We start from the raw sequence: 21,519 nt of genomic DNA, 5'->3' as shown, positions 1-21,519 counted from the left end.
GGCCCGCGGTGCACGGCCCGACGTCCCCGGGTCGACTCCTCCCGGGCGTCGCGGAGGGACGGCCGCCGGGAGGCGCTCCGCGCCGACCCCGTCATCCCCCCGCGAGGGGGACGCACGTGCAGGACCGGCCTCCGGGGCACTACCGTCATCCCTCCCAGGTGAACAGCAGGTGAACGACCGAGGGCGGTGAGGGTGATGACGGAAGTGGGTGCCGCGCGCCACGGGCGCCGCGACGGCGGGTCACCGGAGGAGACCCACAAGGAGCGGATCGACCGGGAGCTGCTCGAGCTGCTCAACGAGCTGCGGGTCGCGCTGCCGGGGGTGCAGTTCCTGTTCGCCTTCCTGCTCATCGTCCCGTTCCAGCAGCGCGGCGCCGAGCTGAACACCTTCCAGCAGGACGTCTACTACGCCACCCTGCTCGCCGCGGCGGTGGCCACCGGTCTGCTCATCGCGCCCGCGGCCCAGCACCGGGTGCTGTTCCGGCAGAAGGACAAGGAGGCGCTGCTGCGCCGCAGCAGCAGGTCGGCCCTCGCCGGGCTGGTCGTGCTGGCCTTCGCCATCAGCTCCGCGGTGCTGCTGGTCACCGATGTCATCTTCGACATGGCGCAGGCCTGGATCGCCGCGCTCACCATCGCCGCGCTGCTGGTGTGGTGGTGGATCGTCTTCCCGTTCTGGCGGCGCTCGCAGACCGAGACCGACGACCCCCACGACCACGAGGCCTGACCGCCCACCCGCACCGGCGACGGCCGCCCGGGTCTCACACCCGCGCCACCGACGGGGACGGCGGGACGGCGCCCGGGTGCAGCACCGACGCGATCGCCTCCACGCCGTCGACCAGGCGCGGCCCGGGGCGGACGACGAGGCCGTCGGCGTCGATCGCCCAGACCGGCACCCCGGGCAGCTCGTCGCGCACCGACCGGGCCTGCTCGACCGCGGCCGCCAGGCCGTAACCGCACGGGGCGACCAGCACCAGGTCCGCGGCGGCCCGGCGCACGTCGTCCCACGTCGTCGGCACCGAGCGGGCACCGCTGGACGCGCCGACCGGGACTCCCCCGGCCGCGGTCACGAGGTCGGGGACCCAGTGCCCGGCGGTGAACGGCGGGTCCACCCACTCCACCACGCCCACGCGGGGCCGGGGCCGCCCGGCGACCGCCGCGGCCACGGCGTCGAGGCGGCCCCGCAGCCCCGCCACCAGGTCCGCCGCGCGGTCGGGCACCCCGGCGGCCCGCCCCACCGCGGGAACGGTCGCGAGGACGTCGTCGAGGGTGTGCGGGTCGAGGGTCAGCACCCGTGCCGTGCTGCCGAGGTGACCGAGCGCGTCGGCGACGGTGGCCCCGGGTAGCGCGCAGACCCGGCACAGGTCCTGGGTGAGCACGAGGTCGGCGTCCAGGCCGGCCAGGGCGTCGGCGTGCAGCGTGTAGAGGTCCTCCCCGGCGGACGCCCGCGCCCGCACCGCGGCGTCGACCTCCCCGGGGCTCATCCCGGCCGCCTCCAGCCCCCCGACGACGACCACCGGGTCGCTGCCCTCCGGGGCGGTGCACTCGAACGTCATCCCGACCAGGTCGGCCCCCAGGCCGAGGGCGGCGACCAGGTCGGTGGCCGAGGGCAGCAGCGAGACGATGCGCACGTCCTCGACCGTAGGCCCGCGGTCAGGGCGCGAGGCCGGCGGCGACCATCCCCAGCAGCCGCTCGTAGGCCGCCCCGGGGTCGGGCGCCTGCACCACCCCGGCCAGCTCGAGCGAGACCGCGCCGTGCACCGCCGACCAGACGACCTGGGCGGTCTCGACGGGGTCCGCCCGGCCCAGCACCCCGGCGGCCATCGCCATGGTGACCGTCTCCACGAGCACGCCGAAGGCCGCGCCGGCGTGCTCGGCCAGCTCCCCGCCGTCCTCGACGTGCTCGATCGCGGCGGGCTTGGCCGCCCCGAACATCGCCGCGTAGTGCGCCGGGTTCGCCAGCGCGAAGCGGCGGTAGGCGCGGCCGCAGGCGACCAGCCGCTCCGCGGGGTCGGCGGACCGGGCGGCGGTGAGCGCGGCGGTCAGCCCGTCGAAGCCCCGCACGAGGACGGCGGCGACCAGACCGTCCTTGCTCCCGAAGCGGTTGTAGACCCCCATCGGCGCCACGCCCGCCTCGCTCGCGACCGCCCGCACCGTCACCGCGTCCAGCCCGTCCCGCACGAGCACCCGCTCGGCCGCGTCGAGCAGGGCGGCGCCCACGTCCCGACTGGGGGTCCGCTGCCCGCTCTCCGTCACGCGCCCATCCTGCCCTTGACCGTTTGTAGAACACCGTTCTAGCGTCGTAGAACATCGTTCCACAGATTCGAGGAGCACCCCATGGCGCACCCGGTCCCGACCCCCGCTCCCCGCCGCTGGTGGGTGCTCGTCGTCCTCTGCCTGTCGGTGCTCCTCGTGAGCGTCGACAACACCATCGTCAACGTCGCCCTGCCGACCTTCGGCCGCGAGCTGGGCGCCTCCACCAGCGGCCTGCAGTGGATCGTCGACGGATACACGCTGGCCTTCGCCGCACTGCTGCTGCTGGGCGGGCACCTCGGCGACCGGTTCGGTCGCCGGCGCGTGCTGCAGCTGGGGCTGGTCGGCTTCGCGGTCACCTCGTACCTGGCCACGCTGGCCGACACCACCGGCGAGCTGGTGGCCGGCCGGGCCGCGATGGGGGTGAGCGCCGCGCTGGTCTACCCGGCCACGCTGGCCCTGCTGGTGGCCGCGTTTCCCGACCGGCGGGAGCGGGCCACGGCCATCGGCGTGTGGTCGGCGGTCACCGGCCTGGCCGTGGCGATCGGGCCGGTGACCGGCGGCCTGCTCCTCGAGCACTTCGCCTGGAGCTCGGTGTTCCTGGTCAACCTCCCGGTGGCGGCGCTGGCCCTGGTCGCCGGGTGGCTGGTCGTGCCGGAGTCCCGGTCCGGGGAGGGCGGCGGGCTCGACGCGGTCGGCGTCCTGGGCTCGGTGGCCGGCATCGGCCTGCTGGTGTGGACGACGATCGAGGGGCCGGACCACGGCTGGACGTCGGCCACCACGATCGCCGGCTACGCGGCCGCCGCGGTGGCCCTCGCCGGCTTCGTGGCCTGGGAGCTGCGCCGGCGCCACCCGCTGCTCGACGTGCGGCTGTTCGGCAACGCCCGCTTCTCGGTCGCCAGCGGCTCGATCGCCCTGGCCTTCTTCGCCCTCTTCGGCTTCATCTTCCTGATCACCCAGTACTTCCAGGTGGTCCGCGGCTACGACACCCTCGCCGCCGGGCTGGCCACGCTGCCCTTCGCCGTCGTGATCGGCGCGACCTCCCCCCTGGCCATCCTGGCCATGCGCGCCGTCGGCACGAAGGTCGTCGTGACCACCGGCCTGCTCACCATGGCCGCCGGCTTCGCGGTGGCCGCCGGCACCTCCGCCGACTCGGCCTACTGGGGCCGGATCATCGTCGCGATGGTGCTCATGGCCGGCGGGCTGGGGCTGGTCACCGGCCCGGCCACCGAGGCCGTCATGGGGGCCCTGCGCACCGACGACCAGGCCGGCGCCGGGTCGGCGGTCAACGACACCGTCCGCGAGGTCGGCGGCACCCTCGGCGTCGCCGTCGTCGGCTCGGTGATGGCCACCGTCTACGGCCCGGCGGTGCGCGACGGCCTGGCCGGGCTGCCCGCAGCGGCCCGCGAGGCGGCCGCCGAGTCGGTGGTGGCCGGCGCCGCGGTGGCCGAGCAGGTCCCCGGCGGGACGGCGGCGGACGTCGTCCGGACCGCGTTCCTCGACGGCCTGTCCGCCGGCTCCTGGGTCTGCGCCGGGGTGTGCCTGGCCGGTGCGCTGGCCGCCGCCGCCTGGCTGCCCGCCCGGCACCGCGCGGGTGTGCCCGTGCCGGCACCGGTCCCCGTGCCGGCCGGCTGACCGGTCGTCGGCCGGCCCGGCGCGGGTCCCCGAGGCCGCCGCGCCGCCCCCCTCCGTGCGGGACGGCGCGGCGGCCGCCGGTCAGCGGTCCTCGTCCGGGCCGACCCGGTCGGGGTCCGGCGTCCGGAACGGCGGGTCGTCGTCGGCGTGCGCCGCCTCCACGGGCGAGCGGCCCTGCTCGGGCACGTCGGGCTCCTCCGCCCCGGGGCCGAAGCCCTCGGCCGGCTCGGGGGCGCCGCGGCCGGGGTCGGCGGCCGGGATGCCGCCGGCCTGGTCTCCCTCGCCCTGGAACGGGTCCAGCGGGGCCATGTACGTCACGGAAGTCTCCTCGCTCGTCGGGAGCGGCCCGGCGGGCGCGCTCCCCGGGGCCGTACCCGCCACCGCCCCGGGTCACCGGCCGGCGCCGGCTGAACGGCCGGTGAACCCCGGGCGACGCGGCACCGCGGCGCAGCCGCCGGGCAAGGGTCACCTAACCTGCTGCTGTGCGGAACCCGGCGCCCCCCGTCCTCGACCGGCCGGCGGAGCCGGCCGCGCCGCGCTCGCCGCGGTGGTCCCCGGTGGAGCTGCTGCCGCCGGCCTTCCTGCTCCTCCTGGGCGCCGTGCTCCTGGCACCCGGCCACGGGCTGTGGTTCGACGAGCTGTTCACCGCGGAGGTGGCCCGGCTCCCCCTGCCGGAGATCCTGCGCGCGATCATCTCCGGGCGGGGGACGACGAGCTACCTCGTCGACGTCCCCCCGAGCTACAACGCCCCCTACTACGTCGTGGCCCACGCCTGGGTCTCGCTGCCCGGGGTGGGTGGCGACACCTCGCTGCGGCTGCTGTCGCTGCTCGCGGCGGCCGGCGGCCTGGCCCTGGTCACCCGCGCGGTGGCCCGGCTGGCCGGTCGGGCGACGGGGGTGGTGGCGGGCTCGGTGCTCGCCGCCTCCCCGCTGCTGCTGGAGCAGGCGGTGGAGGCGCGCAGCTACGGCCTGGCCGTCCTGGCCACGGGCGGTGCGCTGCTGGGGCTGGTGCGCTGGCTGCAGGAGCGCCCCCGCGGGCTGCTGCTGTTCGGCCTGGCCGGGGCCGGCATGGGGCTCATGCACTGGTACGCGGTCACCGCCCTGGCCGCCTTCGTCGTCGCGGCCCTGCTGCTGCGCGGCCGCCGGGCGCTGCCCGTCGTCCTCGCCGGGACCGCGGCCGCCCTCCCGGTCGCCGGGCTCGTCGCGGTCAACCTGCTCAACGGCACCGGCGCCCGCAACGCCGAGCACCTCGCGACGACCGACGGCGCCCTGGCCGACCTGGCCGTCGCCGCCTGGGCGGGGGGCTCCCGGGTGCTGCAGTACCTCACCGTGGGGCTGGCCCTGGTCGGCGCGCTGCGCGCCACCGGCGTGCGCGTGGTCGGGGCGTGCTGGGTGCTGGTGCCGCTGCTGCTCCTGACGGCCGCGGAGCTGATCCGGCCGGTGTACCTGCCGCGCTACCTGCTGGCCGGGCTGCTGGGCCTGGGCGTCCTGGCCGCCGCCGGGGCGCTGGCCCTCCCCCGAGCCGCGCGCGCCCCCGCCGCGGCCCTGCTGGTCGCCCTGTCGCTGCTCGCGGCCTCCCCGCTGGCCACCCGCGAGCCGCGGGAACGGGCCGACGACGTGGTCGCGTTCCTCGCCGCCGAGCAGCGGGCCGGCGAGCCGGTCGTGGCCACCGACCAGCGGGCGGCGACCGGGCTGGACCACTACGTGCGCACCTCCGCGTCGCGGCTGCGGCCTGACGTGGTCCTCCCCCCGGACGATGCCCCGGTCGCCGCCCCGGCCGGCGCCGACCGGGTCTGGCTGGTCCGCCGGTTCATCGACGGCGAGCCGGTCCCCACCGACGACGACGGGATCCTCCGGGCCGCGGGCCTGCGGCTCGCCGCGGAGACCGCCTTCCCCGCCGTCAAGACCGACCTGGTGGTCCAGCGCTGGGAGCGCTGACCCGCGCGCGGCGGGCCCACGCCAGCGAGCGGGCGGACTGGGCCAGCCGCGCCCGCGCCGTCCACGCCGAGCGGCCCTCGGGGCGGCGGTCCCGCACGACCGGGACGCTGGCCACGGGACGGCGTGCGGCGGCCACGGCCAGGACCACGCTCGGCGCCCCCGCGGTGAGGACGGCGGCGCGCACGTCCGGCCCCATCGCCAGGAAGGCGCCCGCGTCCGGCGGGAGCCCGGTGAGGCGGGCCGCGACCCGGCGGTGCAGCTCGCCGGTCAGCCGTCGCCCCGGCGCCTGGTAGGCACCGCGCCGGCCGGCGAAGACGGCCCCGACGTCGCCGGCGGCCAGCCGGTCGAGCAGCAGCGGCACGGCCTCGGGCGGGTCCTGCAGGTCGGCGTCCATGCACACCCAGGCCGGGTGCACCCGCGCGTCGGCGGGCGGCTCGTCGGCCAGTCCCCGGGCCAGGGCGGCGTGCTGGCCGCCGTTGACCGGGAGCACGGTGACCGCGACCCGCGGGTCGGCGGCCGCGAGACCGCGCGCCACCCCGGCGCTGCCGTCGGGGGAGGCGTCCACGACGAGCCGCACCCGCCACTCCCGGCCGGCCAGCGCGGCGGCGAGCCGGGCCACGAGCGGGCGCAGCGTCGTCTCGTTGCGGTAGACGGGGACGACGACGGCGACCTCCGGCACCGGGCCGCCGCCGATCACCGCCCGCCCGCCCACGTCCGGGCCAGCCCCTCGGCGAGGTCCACCGTCGGCGTCCAGCCGAGCAGCTCGCGCGCCCGCCGGGCATCGCTGACCCAGCAGTCGGTGTCCCACTCGCGCCCCGGGTGGGCGCCGGGGACGGTGGCGATCGGCCGCCCGGTGACCCGGGCCGCGGTGGCCACCAGCTCCTCGGTCGCGGTCTGCACGCCGGTGCCGATGTTGAGGACCTGCCCCGGCGGCAGGTCGTCGGCGCGGGCGGCCCGGACGCAGGCGTCCACGACGTCGCCGACCCACACCCAGTCGCGCCGGCTGACCCGGGCCGGCAGCGGCACGGCGGCCCCGGTGCGCGCCGCGTCCAGCACGACCGGGACGAGCCGGGTCGGGTGGTCGCCGGGGCCGTAGACCTGGAAGGCCCGCAGCACGGCCGCGCGCACCCCCCGCTCGGCCGCTGCGGCCTGCAGGAGCAGCGAGCCCGCGGCCTTGGTGGCGCCGAAGAACCCGCGCGGGCGCAGCGCGGCGTCCTCCGCCAGGGGGGCCGGGCCGGCCGCGTACTCGGTGGACGAGCCGAGCCGGACGACGACCCGGCACCGCTCGGGCAGCGCGTCGACCAGCCACGGGCTGGTGTTCACCGTCGTGGTGGCGGCCCGCTCGGCGGGCGACCCCTTGGCCCGCCCCGCGGCCAGGGAGAAGACGACGTCGGGGTCGGCGGCCCGCACCGCGGCGGCCCCGGCGCCGGGGTCGGCGAGGTCGACCGAGGCCCGGGTGAGCGCGGCGACCTCCCACCCGTCGGACCGCAGCCGGGCGACCAGGTGCCGGCCGACGAAGCCGCCCGCTCCGGTGACCACCGCTCGCGGGCCGGTGCTCACGCCGGCTGGGCGGCCCCGCCGCCGCTGGCCCCGGTCACCGCGGCGACGAAGGCGTCGCGGTGGGCGGCGGCGCGCTCGGGCCCGGCGGCGCGCAGCTCGTCGAGCGAGGCGAGCAGGCGGGGAACCTCCACGAAGGGGTCCCGCCCGGCCATGTCGGCGGTGAAGGAACGGCGCAGGAAGGTGAAGTCCGTGCCGGTGCGGAGCAGCTCGGCGGCGAGCAGCCACGCCGGCACCGGCGCACCCCTCCCGGGCAGGGTCAGCCCCCCGACCCCGAACGGCTGCCGGGTGGCCGCGCGGACGGCCGCCACGGTGCCGTCGCACAGCGGCAGGAACAGCGAGGTCGCCCGCCGGTCGATGCGCAGGTCGTTGAGGCCGACGTACACCCGCGACAGGGGCCTGCGGGCCAGCTCGGCGGCCGCGGCCACGGCGTCGACGGTCTCGACCAGGATGCCGAGGCCGCAGCGGCCGCGGACGAGGTCCAGGGTGCGGTCGACCTCCTCGGCGGTGCGGACCATGGGCAGCAGCACCTCGTCGGCGCCGCGGGCGACGGCGTCGTCCACCTCCGCCGCCGTCCACGGGCCGAACCCGTTGACCCGGCACAGCAGCCGGCCGTCGGTGGCGGCGCGCATCCGGGTGAGGTCCGCGGGGGTGTCGGAGTTGATCTGGGTGCCCTCGCCGAGCTGGCGGCGGTGCTTGCCGCGCCGCTCCCAGTCGACGACGACCCCGGCCGCACCCGCTGCGACCACGTCGGCGCCCCAGCCGGGGTCGACGGTGAAGAGGAAGAGGTCCACGGCAGGTGAGCTTAGGCACACCTAACCGAACTGCGGCACCCGGTCCTCCGAGCAGGGCACCGCGGGGCCCGTCCCCGCCGGCCCGGCGGGGTAGGGCAGCCCCGCGCCCACGACCTCGACGGAGACGTCGTCGTCCGCCGTGGGCAGCTCCCCGCCCTCGACCCGCGCGGTGACCGCCTCGCCCGAGACCAGCTCGAGCCGGACGCGGGCGTCGTGGCCGAAGAAGTCGACACCCCGGACCCGCGCCGGCACCCGGCCGGTGCCCGGCGCGGCGAGGCGCAGCTGCTCGGGCCGCACGAGGACGCGGGCCGGCCCGTCGGGGCAGGGCCGCGCCAGCGGCAGGAGGCCGAGCACGGTGGCGGCGGCGCCGTCCCGGACCTCGCCGTCGAGCACGACCGCCTCCCCGACGAACGCGGCGACGTCGAGGTCCCGCGGCGCCCGGTAGAGGGTGCGCGGGTCGGCCAGCTGGACCAGGCGCCCACCGCGGAGGACCGCCACCTGGTCGGCCATCGACAGGGCCTCGGCCTGGTCGTGGGTCACCACCACCGCGGTCGCCCCCGCGGCGGACAGCGCGTCGGCGACCGCACGGCGCGTCTCCTCGCGCAGGGACGCGTCGAGGGAGGAGAACGGCTCGTCGAGGAGCACGAGCGACGGGCCGGGTGCCAGCGCCCGCGCCAGCGCGACCCGCTGCTGCTGGCCGCCGGAGAGCTGGTGCGGCGAGCGGCCGGCCAGGTCGGCGTCCAGGCCGACCAGGCCGAGCAGCTCGCGCACCCGGCCGGCGTCCCGCCGCTGCCGGCGGGGCAGGCCGAAGGTGACGTTGCCGGCCACCGACAGGTGCGGGAACAGCCCGCCCTCCTGCGGCACGAAGCCGATGCGGCGGTGCCGCGCGGGGACGCTGCGCCCGGCGCCGGCGACGACCCGCCCGCCGACGGCGATGGTCCCGGTGTCCGGGTCGTCGAAGCCGGCCACCAGCCGCAGCAGCGTCGTCTTGCCGCAGCCCGAGGGCCCGAGCAGCGCGGTGAGGCTGCCCTCCGGGACGTGCAGGTCCACCCCGGCGAGCACGCGGGTGGCCCCGAAGGACCTGCCCACGGCGGTGACGGTCAGGGAGCTCACGGGGTCGCACCTCGCCGGGCGTCGCGGGACAGGAGGACGGCGGCCGGCGCCGACAGCAGCACCATGACCACGGCGTAGGGCGCGGCGGCCCCGTACTCGAGGGCGCTGCTCGCCGACCAGAAGGCGGTGGCCAGCGTCGCCGTGCCCGTCGGGGCCAGCAGCAGCGTGGCCGTGAGCTCGGTGACGACCGCGAGGAAGACCAGGGCGGCACCGGCGGCGATGCCCGGCGCCAGCAGCGGCAGGGTGATCCGCCGGAGCCGCTCGGGCGCCGAGGCGCCCAGCGAGGCGGCCACCTCGTCGTGCACCCGCGGCGACTGCTCCACGGCGGCGCGCACGGTGACGACGGCCCGCGGCAGGAAGAGCACCGCGTAGGCCACCAGCAGCACCGGCACGGTCTGGTACAGCCACGGCGTGACGTCGATGGCGAAGGTGACCAGGGCCAGCGCGATGACGATCGCCGGCACCGAGCTGCCCAGGTAGGTGCTGCGCTCGAGGAGGGTGGCGACCCGCCCCCGCGCGCGCACGGCCAGCCACCCGGTGGGCAGCGCCATCGCGGTGGTCCCCAGGGCGGCGAGCGCGGCCAGGCCGAGCGTCGTGCCGGTGGTCTGCAGCAGCGCGCCGGCGTCGAGGGCGGCCGACGAGCCGCGCACCAGCCAGGTGGCGAGGGCGGCCAGCGGGACCAGCACCGCGAGGACGACCAGGGCGGCGAGCGCGGCCAGCGCGGGCGCGGTCAGCCGGCCCAGCCGCAGGGGGCGCCCCGCGCGGGCCACCCCGGCGCCGGTGCGCGCGTAGCCGTGCCGGCCGCGCAGCCGCACCTCGGCCAGCAGCAGCACCACGCACAGCAGCACGAGGACGCCGGCCAGCGCCGTGGCGCCCGGCCCGTTGAAGGTGGCCCGGTACTGGTCGTAGATCGCGGTCGTGAACGTCGCGTACCGCAGCATCTGCAGCGCGCCGAACTCGGCCAGCACGTGCAGGCCCACGAGCAGGCCGCCGCCGAGCACCGCGACCCGCAGCTGCGGCAGCTGGACGCGGCGGAACACCGCCCAGGTGGAGAGCCCGAGGCCGCGGGCGGTCTCCTCCAGGGCGGGGTCCAGGCCGCGGAAGGCGGCGACGACCGGGAGGTAGACGAACGGGAAGTAGGACAGCGTCACGACCAGGAGGGCGCCGCCGTAGGTGTCCAGCCCGGGCAGCAGGGAGATCCAGGCGTAGCCGTTGACGAACGCCGGGACGGCGAGCGGGGCGACCAGGAGCACGTGCCACACCCGGCGCCCCGGCAGCGCCGTCCGCTCGACCAGCCAGGCCGCGCCGACGCCGAGGACGACGCTCAGGAGCACGGTCCCGCCGGCCAGCCGGACGGTGTTCCACAGCAGCTCACCGACCCGCGGGCGCCAGACCAGCTCCCGGATCCCGGTCCAGCCGACCCCGCCGGCGGAGACGAGGACGTACCCCAGCGGCAGCAGCGCGAGGGCGGCCACGGCGGCCGCGAGCGCCAGCGTGACCGGCGTGCGGCGCAGCGGGGCCCGGACCGCGGGCGCCGTCGCGGGAGCCGCCGCGGCCTCCGGGGCCCGGACGGCGCTCAGAGCAGCCCGACCTCCTGCATCAGCTCGGTGACCCGCCGCTGGTCGAGCTCGCCCGGGTCGACCGGCGGCGCCTCCAGCGTGTCGAGGGCGGGGAGCACGTCGGCGGAGTCGACGCCCGCGCCCACCGCGTACTCGAGGGCGCTGCTCTCGGCGAGCTTGCGCTGCGCCTCGGGGCCGGTGAGGTAGGCGACGAGCTGCTGGGCCTCCTCGGGCTGGTCGGAGGAGGCGAGCACCCCGGCACCGGAGACGCTGAGGAACGCGCCGGGGTCCTGGCCGCGGAAGTAGTGCAGCCGGGCGTCGTCCCCCTTGAGGGCGTTCTCCGCCTGGTCGCGGTACCAGTAGTAGTGGTACATGACCCCGGCGTCGATCTCGCCCTCGTCGGCGGCGACCATCACCGCGGTGTTGCTCTGGTAGACGTCGGCGTTGCGCTCGAGCCCCTCCAGCCAGGCGCGGGTGGCGTCCTCGCCCTCCATCGCCAGGACGGCGGCCACGATGGCCTGGAAGTCCGGGCCGCCGGCGGCGATGCCGATGCGGCCCTCCCACGCCGGGTCCGCCAGGTCGAGGATCGAGGCGGGCAGCTCGGCCTCGGGCAGCTGCTCGGGGTTGTACACGAGCACCGTGGAGCGGGCGGCGAAGCCGGTCCAGGTGCCCGACGACGGCCGGTACCGCTCGCCCACCTGGTCGAGGGTGGACTGCTCGAGCGGCGCCAGCAGGCCCTCGTCGTCGAGGATGTCGATCGCCGGGCTGTTCTCGGTGAGGAAGACGTCGGCCGGCGAGGCCTCGCCCTCCTGCACGATCTGGTTGGCCAGCTCGGCGTCGTTGGCGTCGCGGAACTCCAGCTCGATGCCGGTCTCGGCGGTGAAGTCCTCGAGCATGGTGCGGACCAGGCTCTCGTGCTGGGCGCTGTAGACGGTGAGCGTCTCGGCGGCCGACGCGTCGTCCGACCCGCACCCGGCGAGCGAGGCGGCGGCGGTCAGGGCGCCGAGGACGGCGACGGCTGGTCGCGCGGGCCTGGTCACGGAACGGTCTCCCCCTGTCGGGATAGGCAAGGCATACCTCAGCAGAAGGTGTACCACGCCGAGGCGCCGGGGGGTGCTGCGGTAGAACTCCCGGGTGACCTCCGGCCCCGCTCCCCGCCTGCGGACGGCCCGCTTCGCCGACCTGACGCCCTTCGAGGTGTACGCGCTGTGCCGGTTGCGGGTCGACGTCTTCGTGGTGGAGCAGCAGTGCCCCTACCCGGAGCTCGACGGCCGCGACACCGAGCCGGCCACCGTGCACCTGTGGTTCGAGGAGGACGGCGCGGTGCTCGCCACCATCCGCCTGCTCGACGACGGCGCGACCCGGGCGATCGGCCGGGTCGCGACGGCGGCGCCCGCCCGGGGGCGCGGCCTGGCCGCCCGGCTGGTCGAGGCCGGGCTCGGGCTGTGCGGGGGGACGCCGGTGACGCTGGGTGCCCAGGCCCACCTTGAGGGCTGGTACAAGCGCTTCGGGTTCCGGCGCAGCGGCCCGGGCTACGTCGAGGACGGCATCCTGCACGTGCCGATGCGCCGGGGCTGACCCGGCGTGGACGAGCGCACCCTGCTGCGGACGGTGGCCGACCGGCTCGCCGCCCTGGCCGCGCGCAGCACCCGCGGGGACTGGCGGCTGCAGGGCCTGCTGGCCAGCCGGCCGGAGGTGGTCGCGCACAGCCCCGGCGGCGGCACCGAGCACGTCGCGGAGGCCCGGTCCGGGACCGGTGCGTGGATCGCCGCGCTCTCCCCCGAGGTGGCCGGCCCCCTGGCGGCGTGGCTGCGGGCCGCGGCGGCCGCCGACGCCGTCCCGGCCGAGGCGGTCACCGTCGCCGGCGCGCTCCTGCGCCGCCTGCCCGAGGGCTGAGCCACGTGCCCGGGGCCCGAGGGGCGCGTGGTGGCCCGGCACACCCCCGTCGCGCCGGGCCACCACGGCACCGGCAGCCTACGAGACGGCTGGGTTCCAGAAGCGCCGACTCCCCGGACCGGGGCTCAGACGGCCGCGGCCGGGGTGAGATCCGCGGCGCCGAAGGAGGCGCGGAACCGCTCGCACCAGATCACCACGCTGGCCCAGTCCGCGGGGTCCACCCCGGCCGGGACGGCGTAGTTCTGGTCCCCCACGTTGCCCTTGAGCCGGCCCAGGTCGACGAACTCCTCGTCCACCGTCGCCCGGTCGCCGTCCGCTGGCGTGGCCGAGAGGTAGACGTACAGGTCGGGCCCGTTGGAGGTGTCGAGGCCCTCCAGGCGGACGACGACCTGCCCGTCGGGGAGCCGGAGCACCCGCACGGACCCGGTCGTCGCGTGCTCGTGGGAGACGAAGGTGCCGCGGGCCAGCTCCACCGGCTCGCGGGCCTCGGCGACCGACCCGCCGCCCGCCGCGCCCGCCGCCCCCGCCGCCGAGGGCAGGGCCTCGGCGACCGCGGTGTCGTAGAGCAGCTTCTGCGGCTGGAACCACACCAGCACGAACGCGCCCACCGCCACCAGCAGCAGCGCTGCCGACCCGATCCAGGTCCTCCTCCGCACGGCCACGGCGGCGCAGGCTAGCCGCGACTCCCCCCGGGCACAGCAGGTCCGCGCGCGGTGCGGGGTAGGGCCTCCCCATGGCTGTCGAGGCGGGTGCGCACACCCGGGCGGACGACGAGGGACCGGAGCGGGAAGGTCTGGCCCGGCGGCTGGACCGGCCCATGGGCGTCCTGGGCGTGCTGTTCGTCTTCGTCGTCCTCGGGCAGTCGCTGGCGCGCGAGCCGTGGCTGGTCACCACCCTGGTGGTCACCGGCTGGCTGCTGTGGGCGGTGTTCGTCGCCGAGTTCCTGTTCCGGGCGGCCACCGCGCGCGACCGGCGCCGCTTCTGGACGCGCAACTGGTGGCAGGTGCTCTTCCTCGCCCTGCCGTTCCTGCGCTTCGCCCGCGCGCTGACCCTGCTGCGGGCGGCCCGCGTCGGCGGGGTGCTGTCGGCGGCGGTGCGGGGCTCCCGGTCGGCCGGCCGGCTGCTCTCGGGCCGGGTCGGCCTGCTGGGCGCCGTCACGGGGGTCGTCGTGCTGGCGGCCAGCCAGCTGCTCTACGTCGTGGGCGCCTACCCGAGCTACGGCCCGGCGTTGCACGAGGCGGCGCTCGCCACGGTCACCGGGGAGCCGTTGTCGGCCGAGGGCGCGGTGGCGCGGGTGCTCGACGTCGTGCTCGCGGTCTACTCGGTCGCCGTCTTCGCGACGCTGGCCGGCGCGCTGGGCGCCTACTTCCTGCAGCGCCGCCCGGAGCCGGGGACCGACCGCCCGCCCGGCTGACCCCGACGTCGCGGCGTCACAACCAGGGCGGCACCCTCGGGATCCCGCCGTCGGCCTGCAACCCGTCCCCGGCCGACCGCCCCGTCAGCCAGGCGGTCACCGCCGGCAGCGGGCCGGACACGGCGACGGCCCCGGTCCCCCACTCCCGGTCGCCGGCGAACACGACGACGTCGGGCACCTCGTCGCGGCGGTCCCACATGCGGAACACGTCGTCGACCATCGCGGCCTGCACCTCGTCGTCGACGTCCTCGAAGCCGACGCCCGCGTCGAGGTCGACGGCGTGCACGTACACCTCCCGGCAGCGCATCCACGGCACCTCGGCGGCCGGTACCTCGCGGCCCTGCGCGGTGCGCACGGGGGCCGACCAGCGGTCCTCCGGCAGGGTGCGGACCGCCTCGGCCAGCCGCCGCGTCGCGTCGAGCACCTCGGCGCGCAGCACCGGCGGGTCGAGCCCGGCGGCCTCGGCGATCCCGGCGTCCCGCGCCCCGGTCGAGGGGTACATCGGCGTCTCGACGCCCGTGCGCGCCCAGGTGAGGAGGTTGACCAGCGCGTCGGCGTTGCGGGCGACGTGGCCGAGCACGTGCCGGCGGTCCCAGCCGGGCAGCAGCGTGGGCGCGTCGAACTCCTCGTCGGTCAGCCGGCCCAGCGCGGTGGCGAACAGCCGCTCGCCGTCCTCCCACCAGGGCAGGGTCCCGGGGACGCTCACGCCGTCCACCCCCCGACGCGGCCGGAGCGGCGGTCCCCGTCGTCCCGGACGGCGCGGGCCCCTCCCCCGGCGCGGATGGTTCCGGACCTCATGCGGGCACCTCCGTGCGCGGCAGCGGCAACTCCTCGGACACCGGCGCGTCGGCGGGGGGATCGAGGACCCGCTCCGCGCCGTCCACGCCGAACCGTGCCACCACCGGAGGGCACCCGCCACACCGAGGACCACCGCCCCGGACCGCGCGTGGCCGCGGGCGCCCGCGGGTAGCGGCCGTGGGTGACCACCCCCAGCGACCCCGAGGGCTTCGCCGGACGGCTCGGCGCCGTCGTGACCCGCGCCGACGACGGCGCCGCCCACCTCGGGTTCACCGCCCGCGAGGAGCACCTGAACCCGGCCGGCACCGTGCACGGGGGCGTGCTGGCCACGCTCGTCGACACCGCGATGGGCCGGGCCGTGCGCAGCACCACCGGGGACGACGACGTCCCGGCGACCAGCCAGCTCACCGTCACCTACCTCCGCCCGGGCAAGCCCGGGGCGATGGAGGTGACCGCGCGGGTCCGCACCCGGGGCGAGCACCTGACGGTGTGCGAGGCCGACGTGGAGCAGGAGGGGCGGGCGCTGGTGCACGCCGTGGCCACCTTCGCGCTCCTGCACCGCTGACCGCCCCCTGTGCCGCGTGCGGCCGCGTCGGTACGGTCGGGGGACGCTCGCCGCCCGGACCGGGAGGTCCTGCCATGCCCGTCTTCATGATCGAGCGCCGGTTCGCCGATGCCCTGGAGGTCAGCGCCGAGGCCGCCGACGGCGTGAACCAGATCAACGACGAGGAGGGGGTGCGCTGGCTGTACTCCTTCCTCTCCGCCGACAAGCGCAAGACCTACTGCCTGTACGAGGCGCCCACCGCCGACGCCATCCGGCGGGCCGCCGCCCGGGCCGGGCTGCCGGCCGACGTGGTCGTCGAGCTCACCGCCACGATGCGCCCGGACGGCTCACTGGCCGCCGTCTGAACCGTCGAGCAGCCCGTGGGTGGCGGCGTAGCGAGCCGCCTGGGTGCGGTTCCCGCTGCCCGTCTTGGCCAGGATGCTGCGGACGTGGTTGGCGACCGTGTTCTCGCTGATCACCAGCCGCGCCGAGATCTCCCGGTTGAGCAGGCCCTCACCCACCAGCCGGAGCACCTCCGCCTCCCGCTCGGTGAGGCCGGCCGGGTGGGACGGCGGCCGCCCGGCCGCTGCCCGGGGCACCCCCGGGGGGCCGATCCGGTCCAGCGCGGCCAGGACCCGCCGCAGCCCCAGCTCCCGCGCCGGCCGCCGCGCCTCCTCGGCGGCCTCCTGCACCCGGCGGGCCGGGGCGCCCGCCCGCCGCAGGTGCGCGGCCAGGGCGGCCAGGCTCTGCGCCCGGTGCAGCGTCGCCCCCATCCGGGTGTCCATCTCGACGGCCGACTCCAGCAGCGCCTCCGCGGACCCCCGCCCCCGCGCGGAGTCGATCTCCCCGAGGTAGCGGTCGGCGCTGCCGAAGACGGCGACGAACTGCCCGGCGAGCAGGTTCGTCCCGGCGTACTCGGCCAGCCGGGGCCGCAGCCGGGCCAGCGCAGCGTCGTCCCCCACGTGCAGGGCCGCCTCGACCAGGAAGGCGAGCACACCGGGCCACTGCGCGGAGTCCGCGTACCGCTCCAGCCGGCCGTCGAGCAGCCAGCCGAGCAGCCGCGCGGCCGGCCCGTCGAGGCCGAGCTCGGTGTAGAGCGAGAGCAGCCCCGGCGCCCAGTGCGACTCCGGTGCCTCGTCGCCGCGGACCAGTGGGCGCACCGCGGCCAGCGCGCCGGACTCCCGTCGCACCATGTAGGCCTGGACGCCGTAGCTGCCCTCGGTGTCGTCGGTGCCGAAGGACTCGCCCAGCTCCAGCAGCCGGTCGCAGGTCCGGTCGGCACCCGGGAGGTCGCCCGCGGCGAACCGGCGGCCGTACTCGATGCACCCGCCCACGTAGTCGTGGTACAGCTCCCCCGTCGCCCGGACCATCCACCGGACGTCCTCGTGGGCCTCGGCGAGCTCCCCGGGCGCCCCCTGCACGTAGGACATCGCGGCCCGCCAGAACGACGCCGGCCCCACGTGCCCGAGGGTGCCGGTCCGCCGGGCCAGCCGGACCACCTCCGTCGCCCGTGCCAGCTTCCCGGGGGCCTCGGCCGGGCCCAGGCCGTTCCACAGGCTCGCCGCCAGCACGTCGGCCAGCAGCGCCTCGTCCCCCAGGTCCCGGGCCAGCGCCACCGAGCGGCGGCCGAGCTCGGCGGCCTGCGCGGTCGCGCCGGTGAACGCCAGGGCCCGGCCGAGCCCGGCGAGCGCCTGCACGTACAGCGCGTCGGTGGCCTCGTGCGGCACCGCCTGCAGGGCGCCGGTGAGCACCTCCACCGCACGGTGGCCCAGCAGCCCCGGACGCCAGGAGGCCGCCTCGAAACCGATGGCCGCCTCCAGCCGCACCCGGGGCTCGGCCGCGCCGGCGACCTCGGCGAACAGCTCCCGCGCGCGGGTCGAGTCCCCGCCGAGCAGGTGGCTGCGGGCGGCCGCCAGCAGCAGCGGGTGCCGGGTGTCGGGGGACAGCTCCGCCGCCCGTTCCAGCCACCGGGCGGCGTCCTCGTGGGCGAGGCTGCGCGAGGCCGCCTGCGCCGCCTCGGTCAGGTACCGGACCGCCTGGCCCGCGCAGCCGAGCGCCGCGGCCTCGGCGTAGTGGTGGGCCAGCCGCTGGGTGCGCCGCCCGGACGACGCTCCGCCCCCCGGGAGCCCGTCACCCGCCCCGCCGGCCTCCAGCACGCCGGCGACCCGGAGGTGCTCGCGGGCCCGGCGGGTCGCCGGCATCAGGTCGAGCACCGCCTGCCGGGCGAGCGCGTGCGGGAACCGGAACACCGCCCCGGCCGGCTCCAGCAGCCCGAAGGAGACCGCGGTGTCGAGGGCGGCCAGCGTGGTGTCGGCGCTCCAGGAGGAGACGGCGAGGACCGTGGCGGGGTCGGGCTCCTCCCCGACGACGGCGGCCAGCTCGAGGGTCTGCCGCTCGGGCGGGGTGAGCCGGTCCAGCCTGCTGGCCACCATGTCGCGCACGGACAGCGGGGTCGCCGGGACCGGGCCCGGGTGGGCCCCCCGGCCGGCCCCCTCGCGGACCAGCTCCCGGAGGAGGAACGGGTTGCCGCCGGTGAGGTCCCGCAGCAGCGGGGCCGCGGCCCGCGCCCGGTGCGGCGCCAGCCCCGCCTCCGCGGCCAGGTACTCCGCGACGGCCTCGGTGGGCAGCCCGGGCAGGTCCAGCCGCCGGACGCCGTCGAGCCGGTACAGCGCGGCGATCGCCCCGGTCAGCTCCGCCGACCGCTCGGGCGCGGTCGTCCGGTGGGTGGCCAGCACCAGCAGGGGGCACTCCGCCGTCCGCCCCACGAGGTGGCCGAGCAGCTGCAGCCCGGCGGTACCCGCCCAGTGCAGGTCCTCCAGGGCGAGGACGACCGGCCGGGTCGACGCCAGCGCCCGGACCGCGGCCGCGGCCGCCTCGAACAGTTCCCGCCGACCGTCGGGCTCCGGGCCGTCGACGAGCGCGACCCGGCCCGCCAGCCGGGCCAGCGCGTCCCGCCGGACGCCGGCCCACGGCCCGGACAGCAGCGCCTCGGCCGGCTCGACGAACGGCTGGTAGGGCGGGCCGAGCTCCTCGACGCACCCGCCGAGGAGCACCGCGGCACCGCGGTCGTGCAGCGTGCAGCAGAGCTCGGCGAGCAGCCGCGACTTGCCCGCCCCCGGCTCCCCGCCGAGGAGGACGACCTGGCGGGCACCACCGGTCACCGCGTCATAGGCGGCCTCCACCACCCCGACCTCGGCGCGCCGGCCGACGAAGACCGGGCGCGCGGCGGCGGTCCAGCGCGCCGGCAGCGGGGGCGGCGTCCAGCCGGACACCCTCCCGGACGCTAGCCCCCTCCCCCCGGGCTGTCGATGGTCAGAACTGACCATGCGGACCGGCCCCCGCGATCCGCGCAGTTCTGGTCATGTGCGCGCCCCCCGGCCCCCCTAGCGTCGCGGCACCGGCGAAGCGAGGAGGGGACATGACCACACAGCTACCGGGCACGCTGGCCGACCGCGTGCGGGGCCGGGTCGTCCGGCCCGGCGACGACGACTACGACGAGGCCCGCCGGGTCTACAACGCGATGATCGACGCGCGACCGCACGCGGTGGTCCGCTGCACCGGGCCCGACGACGTGGCCGCCGCGGTCCGCTACGCCGCGGAGACCGGCCGGGCGCTCGCCGTCCGCGGCGGGTCGCACAGCGTGCCCGGCTTCGGCACCGCCGACGACGCCGTGGTGGCCGACCTGTCCCTGCTGCAGTCGGTGGACGTCGACCCCGAGGCGCGGACCGCCCGTGCCGGCGGCGGCACCACGTGGGGCCGGTTCAACGACGCCACGGCGGCCTCCGGGCTGGCCACGACCGGCGGCATCATCTCGACCACCGGGATCGGCGGGCTGACCCTCGGCGGCGGGATCGGCTACCTGTGCCGGGGCTACGGCCTGTCCTGCGACAACCTGCTGTCGGCCGAGGTGGTCACGGCCGACGGCTCGATCGTCACGGCGAGCGCCGAGGAGGACCCCGACCTGTTCTGGGCGCTGCGCGGCGGGGGCGGCAACTTCGGCGTGGTCACGTCGTTCACCTACCGGGTGCACCCGGTCGAGACGATCTACGGCGGCCCGATGTTCTTCGAGCTCGCCGACGCGCCGGCGGTGCTCTCCTTCTTCCGCGAGTTCATCGCCGACGCGCCCCGGGAGTACGGCGGCTTCCCGGCGTTCCAGATCGCCCCGCCGCTGCCGTTCGTGCCGGAGGACCGGGTCGGTGACACCTTCGTCGCCGTCGTCTCCTGCTGGTCGGGCTCGGTGGCCGAGGGCGAGCGCGTGGTCGACCGGTTCCGGCAGGTCGCCCGCCCGGTCGCCGAGCACGTGGGCCCGATGCCCTACCCGGCGCTCAACAGCGCCTTCGACCCGCTGGTCCCGCCCGGGCTGCAGCACTACTGGAAGGCCGCCTTCGTCACCGAGCTCACCGACGCGGCGATCGCCGCGCACGTGGAGCACGGCGCGCGGGTGCCGGTGGTGAACTCCACGATGCACCTGTACCCGATCAACGGCGCGGTCCACGACGTCGCCCCGGACGCGACCGCGTTCGGGCACCGCGACGCCTCGTTCGCCGCGGTGATCGCCGGCATGTGGCCCGACCCGGCCGACAACGAGGCCCACATCCGCTGGGTGCGCGAGTACCACGCCGCGATCGCCCCGCACTCCTCGCCCGGCGGTTACACCAACTTCGCCTCCGGCGACGACGCCTCCAAGGCGGCCGAGAACTACGGCGCCAACTACGAGCGGCTGCGCGGGGTCAAGCGCCGGTACGACCCCGGCAACCTGTTCCACCTCAACCAGAACATCCGGCCGTGAGGAGGCGAGGACCGTGCAGGCCATCGACCGGGCCGACCTGCCCGTCGCGATCGAGGGCGACGGCGTCGAGTTCCGCACCGACCGCTTCGACGACATGAGCATCGCCTGGGTGCGGCTGCCGGCCGGTGCCGACCTGCGCCCCGCCCTGGCCGGCCTCCCCGGCGACCTGTGCCCCTGCCCGCACTGGGGGTACGTGATCCGCGGGCGGCTGGTGATGCACGGCAAGGACGGCAGCACCGCCTACGAGGCCGGCCAGGCGTTCTACTGGGCACCCGGCCACGCGCCGGAGGCGGTGACCGACTGCGAGTACGTGGACGTCTCACCGTCCCAGCAGCTGGGTGAGGTCGTCCGGCACCTCCAGGGCGGGTGAGCCGGGGCCGCCGGACGCGGGCGCCGGGCCGGAACGCCCGGCCCGGCGCCCGCGGTTGCCGGGGCATGGCCACCGCACGCTGGAACGGCACCGTGATCGCCGAGTCCGACGAGATCGTCACCGTCGAGGGCAACGCCTACTTCCCCCGCGCCGCGGTGCGGGACGACGTCCTGCGCGAGTCGGGCACGCACACGTCCTGCCCGTGGAAGGGGACGGCGTCCTACTACACCGTGGAGGTCGACGGGCAGCGCAACCCGGACGCCGCCTGGTGCTACCCCGAGCCGGCGGACGCCGCCCGCGGGATCACCGGGCGGGTCGCCTTCTGGCGCGGGGTCGAGGTCAGCTGACCGTCTCGCCCTCCGGGCGGGCCCCGGCCAGCTCGCGGGCCGCGGAGGCGGCGTCGGCGTCGAGCACCTGCGCGCGCTCGTGCCGCGCGATCAGCTCGGTGTAGGACGTCCACGCCTGCTGCGGGGTCACGTCGAGGGCGGCGGCGATCTGGGTCCAGCTCGCCCCGCCGCGCAGGGCCGCGCGGAAGCCGACGAGCTGGCTGTCGTGCGCCTTGCGGGCGACGACCTCGCCGAGGGCGAGCAGCTCCAGGGACTCCGGCACGTCCAGCGAGGTCGCGGCGTCCCTGAAGGTGCTCCAGTCGTCGGCGTCGACCTCGGCGGCGGTGTTGAGCGTGGCGGCACCGCTGTCGCGGCGGCTGAGGAAGTCGAGCCGGGTGACCGCGGTGCTCAGGGAGAACTCCTGCTCGAGTTCGTCCGGGGTGATGCTGTCCATGGCTCCAGCTTCCCCGGGGGGGGGGGCGGGGGGGGGGGCGGGGGGGGGGGGCGGGGGGGGGGGGGGGGGGGGGGGGGGGGGGGG

Annotated in this window: 24 protein-coding genes; 11 read left to right on the top strand and 13 right to left on the bottom strand. The window is 77.5% G+C overall.

Annotated features, from left to right (window positions below):
• Positions 1 to 195: 195 nt before the first annotated feature.
• Entirely contained in the window at positions 196 to 723 is a 528-nt protein-coding gene (locus ACI8AC_RS16855) for a DUF6328 family protein (RefSeq protein ID WP_456898976.1), read from the top strand.
• Between the two features lie 34 nt (positions 724 to 757).
• Here ACI8AC_RS16855 and ACI8AC_RS16850 read toward each other — a convergent pair whose 3' ends face one another.
• Together ACI8AC_RS16850 and ACI8AC_RS16845 are read right to left on the bottom strand one after the other, a co-directional pair.
• Complete coding sequence (locus tag ACI8AC_RS16850; RefSeq protein WP_456898975.1) at positions 758 to 1,627, bottom strand: ABC transporter substrate-binding protein; 870 nt, start codon at positions 1,625 to 1,627, stop codon at positions 758 to 760.
• A 22-nt stretch (positions 1,628 to 1,649) separates the two neighbouring features.
• Positions 1,650 to 2,252 carry a TetR/AcrR family transcriptional regulator gene (locus tag ACI8AC_RS16845; RefSeq protein ID WP_456898974.1) on the bottom strand — a complete coding sequence of 201 codons (603 nt, stop codon included), beginning with the start codon at positions 2,250 to 2,252 and terminating at the stop codon, positions 1,650 to 1,652.
• Positions 2,253 to 2,333: 81 nt separating this feature from the next.
• Here ACI8AC_RS16845 and ACI8AC_RS16840 point away from each other — a divergent pair, with 81 nt between their 5' ends.
• On the top strand, positions 2,334 to 3,884 hold the full coding sequence (locus tag ACI8AC_RS16840; RefSeq protein WP_456898973.1) for an MFS transporter: 1,551 nt from the start codon (positions 2,334 to 2,336) through the stop codon (positions 3,882 to 3,884).
• Between the two features lie 81 nt (positions 3,885 to 3,965).
• On the opposite strand, the gene ACI8AC_RS16835 is transcribed toward ACI8AC_RS16840, so the two are convergent.
• Positions 3,966 to 4,193, bottom strand: a complete 228-nt coding sequence (locus ACI8AC_RS16835) for a hypothetical protein (RefSeq protein WP_456899019.1) — start codon at positions 4,191 to 4,193, stop codon at positions 3,966 to 3,968.
• Positions 4,194 to 4,366: 173 nt separating this feature from the next.
• Here ACI8AC_RS16835 and ACI8AC_RS16830 point away from each other — a divergent pair, with 173 nt between their 5' ends.
• Complete coding sequence (locus ACI8AC_RS16830; protein WP_456898972.1) at positions 4,367 to 5,821, top strand: hypothetical protein; 1,455 nt, start codon at positions 4,367 to 4,369, stop codon at positions 5,819 to 5,821.
• Here ACI8AC_RS16830 and ACI8AC_RS16825 read toward each other — a convergent pair.
• From ACI8AC_RS16825 to ACI8AC_RS16800, 6 genes are all read right to left on the bottom strand, one after another.
• Positions 5,784 to 6,533 carry a glycosyltransferase gene (locus ACI8AC_RS16825; RefSeq protein ID WP_456898971.1) on the bottom strand — a complete coding sequence of 250 codons (750 nt, stop codon included), beginning with the start codon at positions 6,531 to 6,533 and terminating at the stop codon, positions 5,784 to 5,786. The genes ACI8AC_RS16830 and ACI8AC_RS16825 overlap by 38 nt on opposite strands.
• Positions 6,515 to 7,381 carry an NAD-dependent epimerase/dehydratase family protein gene (locus tag ACI8AC_RS16820; RefSeq protein ID WP_456898970.1) on the bottom strand — a complete coding sequence of 289 codons (867 nt, stop codon included), beginning with the start codon at positions 7,379 to 7,381 and terminating at the stop codon, positions 6,515 to 6,517. The genes ACI8AC_RS16825 and ACI8AC_RS16820 overlap by 19 nt, the downstream gene beginning before the upstream one ends.
• Entirely contained in the window at positions 7,378 to 8,172 is a 795-nt protein-coding gene (locus tag ACI8AC_RS16815; protein ID WP_456898969.1) for an aldolase/citrate lyase family protein, read from the bottom strand. The genes ACI8AC_RS16820 and ACI8AC_RS16815 overlap by 4 nt, the downstream gene beginning before the upstream one ends.
• A 21-nt stretch (positions 8,173 to 8,193) precedes the next feature.
• The gene (locus ACI8AC_RS16810) at positions 8,194 to 9,285 is read right to left on the bottom strand and encodes an ABC transporter ATP-binding protein (protein WP_456898968.1); all 1,092 of its coding nucleotides are present in this window, start codon (positions 9,283 to 9,285) and stop codon (positions 8,194 to 8,196) included.
• Positions 9,282 to 10,760 (bottom strand): ABC transporter permease, encoded by a 1,479-nt coding sequence (locus ACI8AC_RS16805; protein WP_456898967.1) that lies wholly within the window; start codon positions 10,758 to 10,760, stop codon positions 9,282 to 9,284. Before ACI8AC_RS16805 ends, ACI8AC_RS16810 begins: the two co-directional genes overlap by 4 nt.
• A gap of 101 nt (positions 10,761 to 10,861) precedes the next feature.
• Positions 10,862 to 11,884, bottom strand: a complete 1,023-nt coding sequence (locus tag ACI8AC_RS16800; protein WP_456898966.1) for an iron ABC transporter substrate-binding protein — start codon at positions 11,882 to 11,884, stop codon at positions 10,862 to 10,864.
• A 94-nt stretch (positions 11,885 to 11,978) separates the two neighbouring features.
• Between ACI8AC_RS16800 and ACI8AC_RS16795 the strand changes: the two genes are divergently transcribed.
• Together ACI8AC_RS16795 and ACI8AC_RS16790 are read left to right on the top strand one after the other, a co-directional pair.
• A complete protein-coding gene (locus tag ACI8AC_RS16795; RefSeq protein WP_456898965.1) occupies positions 11,979 to 12,422 on the top strand; it encodes a GNAT family N-acetyltransferase in 444 nt (147 codons plus the stop codon).
• A 6-nt stretch (positions 12,423 to 12,428) separates the two neighbouring features.
• Entirely contained in the window at positions 12,429 to 12,740 is a 312-nt protein-coding gene (locus tag ACI8AC_RS16790) for a hypothetical protein (protein WP_456898964.1), read from the top strand.
• A 125-nt stretch (positions 12,741 to 12,865) separates the two neighbouring features.
• Here the strand turns inward: ACI8AC_RS16790 and ACI8AC_RS16785 are convergent, their stop codons facing one another.
• Entirely contained in the window at positions 12,866 to 13,402 is a 537-nt protein-coding gene (locus ACI8AC_RS16785; protein WP_456898963.1) for a DM13 domain-containing protein, read from the bottom strand.
• Between the two features lie 71 nt (positions 13,403 to 13,473).
• Here ACI8AC_RS16785 and ACI8AC_RS16780 point away from each other — a divergent pair, with 71 nt between their 5' ends.
• The gene (locus tag ACI8AC_RS16780; protein ID WP_456898962.1) at positions 13,474 to 14,154 is read left to right on the top strand and encodes a hypothetical protein; all 681 of its coding nucleotides are present in this window, start codon (positions 13,474 to 13,476) and stop codon (positions 14,152 to 14,154) included.
• A gap of 16 nt (positions 14,155 to 14,170) precedes the next feature.
• Here the strand turns inward: ACI8AC_RS16780 and ACI8AC_RS16775 are convergent, their stop codons facing one another.
• Complete coding sequence (locus ACI8AC_RS16775) at positions 14,171 to 14,860, bottom strand: maleylpyruvate isomerase family mycothiol-dependent enzyme (protein WP_456898961.1); 690 nt, start codon at positions 14,858 to 14,860, stop codon at positions 14,171 to 14,173.
• A gap of 273 nt (positions 14,861 to 15,133) precedes the next feature.
• On the opposite strand from ACI8AC_RS16775, the gene ACI8AC_RS16770 reads away from it, so the two are divergent.
• Both ACI8AC_RS16770 and ACI8AC_RS16765 read left to right on the top strand, forming a co-directional pair.
• Positions 15,134 to 15,517: a PaaI family thioesterase gene (locus ACI8AC_RS16770; RefSeq protein ID WP_456898960.1), complete on the top strand. Its 384-nt coding sequence runs from the start codon at positions 15,134 to 15,136 to the stop codon at positions 15,515 to 15,517.
• 74 nt (positions 15,518 to 15,591) lie between these two features.
• A complete protein-coding gene (locus ACI8AC_RS16765) occupies positions 15,592 to 15,861 on the top strand; it encodes a nickel-binding protein (RefSeq protein WP_456898959.1) in 270 nt (89 codons plus the stop codon).
• Here the strand turns inward: ACI8AC_RS16765 and ACI8AC_RS16760 are convergent.
• Entirely contained in the window at positions 15,844 to 18,768 is a 2,925-nt protein-coding gene (locus tag ACI8AC_RS16760; RefSeq protein WP_456898958.1) for a helix-turn-helix transcriptional regulator, read from the bottom strand. The two genes, ACI8AC_RS16765 and ACI8AC_RS16760, sit on opposite strands and share 18 nt — an antisense overlap.
• 146 nt (positions 18,769 to 18,914) lie before the next feature.
• Between ACI8AC_RS16760 and ACI8AC_RS16755 the strand changes: the two genes are divergently transcribed.
• The 3 genes from ACI8AC_RS16755 (at position 18,915) to ACI8AC_RS16745 (ending at position 21,002) form a co-directional block, all read left to right on the top strand.
• A complete protein-coding gene (locus ACI8AC_RS16755; protein ID WP_456898957.1) occupies positions 18,915 to 20,285 on the top strand; it encodes an FAD-binding oxidoreductase in 1,371 nt (456 codons plus the stop codon).
• Positions 20,286 to 20,298: 13 nt separating this feature from the next.
• Positions 20,299 to 20,655 carry a cupin domain-containing protein gene (locus ACI8AC_RS16750; RefSeq protein ID WP_456898956.1) on the top strand — a complete coding sequence of 119 codons (357 nt, stop codon included), beginning with the start codon at positions 20,299 to 20,301 and terminating at the stop codon, positions 20,653 to 20,655.
• A 65-nt stretch (positions 20,656 to 20,720) separates the two neighbouring features.
• On the top strand, positions 20,721 to 21,002 hold the full coding sequence (locus ACI8AC_RS16745; protein WP_456898955.1) for a DUF427 domain-containing protein: 282 nt from the start codon (positions 20,721 to 20,723) through the stop codon (positions 21,000 to 21,002).
• Here the strand turns inward: ACI8AC_RS16745 and ACI8AC_RS16740 are convergent.
• On the bottom strand, positions 20,995 to 21,435 hold the full coding sequence (locus ACI8AC_RS16740) for a hypothetical protein (RefSeq protein WP_456898954.1): 441 nt from the start codon (positions 21,433 to 21,435) through the stop codon (positions 20,995 to 20,997). The two genes, ACI8AC_RS16745 and ACI8AC_RS16740, sit on opposite strands and share 8 nt — an antisense overlap.
• Positions 21,436 to 21,519 lie beyond the last annotated feature (84 nt).

This window comes from Geodermatophilus sp. SYSU D00758, from assembly GCF_054049955.1.
The sequence above is the reverse complement of the archived record's forward strand: the minus strand, read 5'-3'. Positions and strand labels throughout refer to the sequence as shown.

Excerpts from the sequence above, each read along its gene's own strand:
- ACI8AC_RS16855 (WP_456898976.1), top strand. The coding sequence starts at position 196 with ATGACGGAAGTGGGTGCCGCGCGCCACGGGCGCCGCGACGGCGGGTCA.
- ACI8AC_RS16840 (WP_456898973.1), top strand. The coding sequence starts at position 2,334 with ATGGCGCACCCGGTCCCGACCCCCGCTCCCCGCCGCTGGTGGGTGCTC.
- ACI8AC_RS16835 (WP_456899019.1), bottom strand. The coding sequence starts at position 4,193 with ATGGCCCCGCTGGACCCGTTCCAGGGCGAGGGAGACCAGGCCGGCGGC.
- ACI8AC_RS16780 (WP_456898962.1), top strand. The coding sequence starts at position 13,474 with ATGGCTGTCGAGGCGGGTGCGCACACCCGGGCGGACGACGAGGGACCG.
- ACI8AC_RS16765 (WP_456898959.1), top strand. The coding sequence starts at position 15,592 with ATGCCCGTCTTCATGATCGAGCGCCGGTTCGCCGATGCCCTGGAGGTC.
- ACI8AC_RS16755 (WP_456898957.1), top strand. The coding sequence starts at position 18,915 with ATGACCACACAGCTACCGGGCACGCTGGCCGACCGCGTGCGGGGCCGG.
- ACI8AC_RS16745 (WP_456898955.1), top strand. The coding sequence starts at position 20,721 with ATGGCCACCGCACGCTGGAACGGCACCGTGATCGCCGAGTCCGACGAG.
- ACI8AC_RS16740 (WP_456898954.1), bottom strand. The coding sequence starts at position 21,435 with ATGGACAGCATCACCCCGGACGAACTCGAGCAGGAGTTCTCCCTGAGC.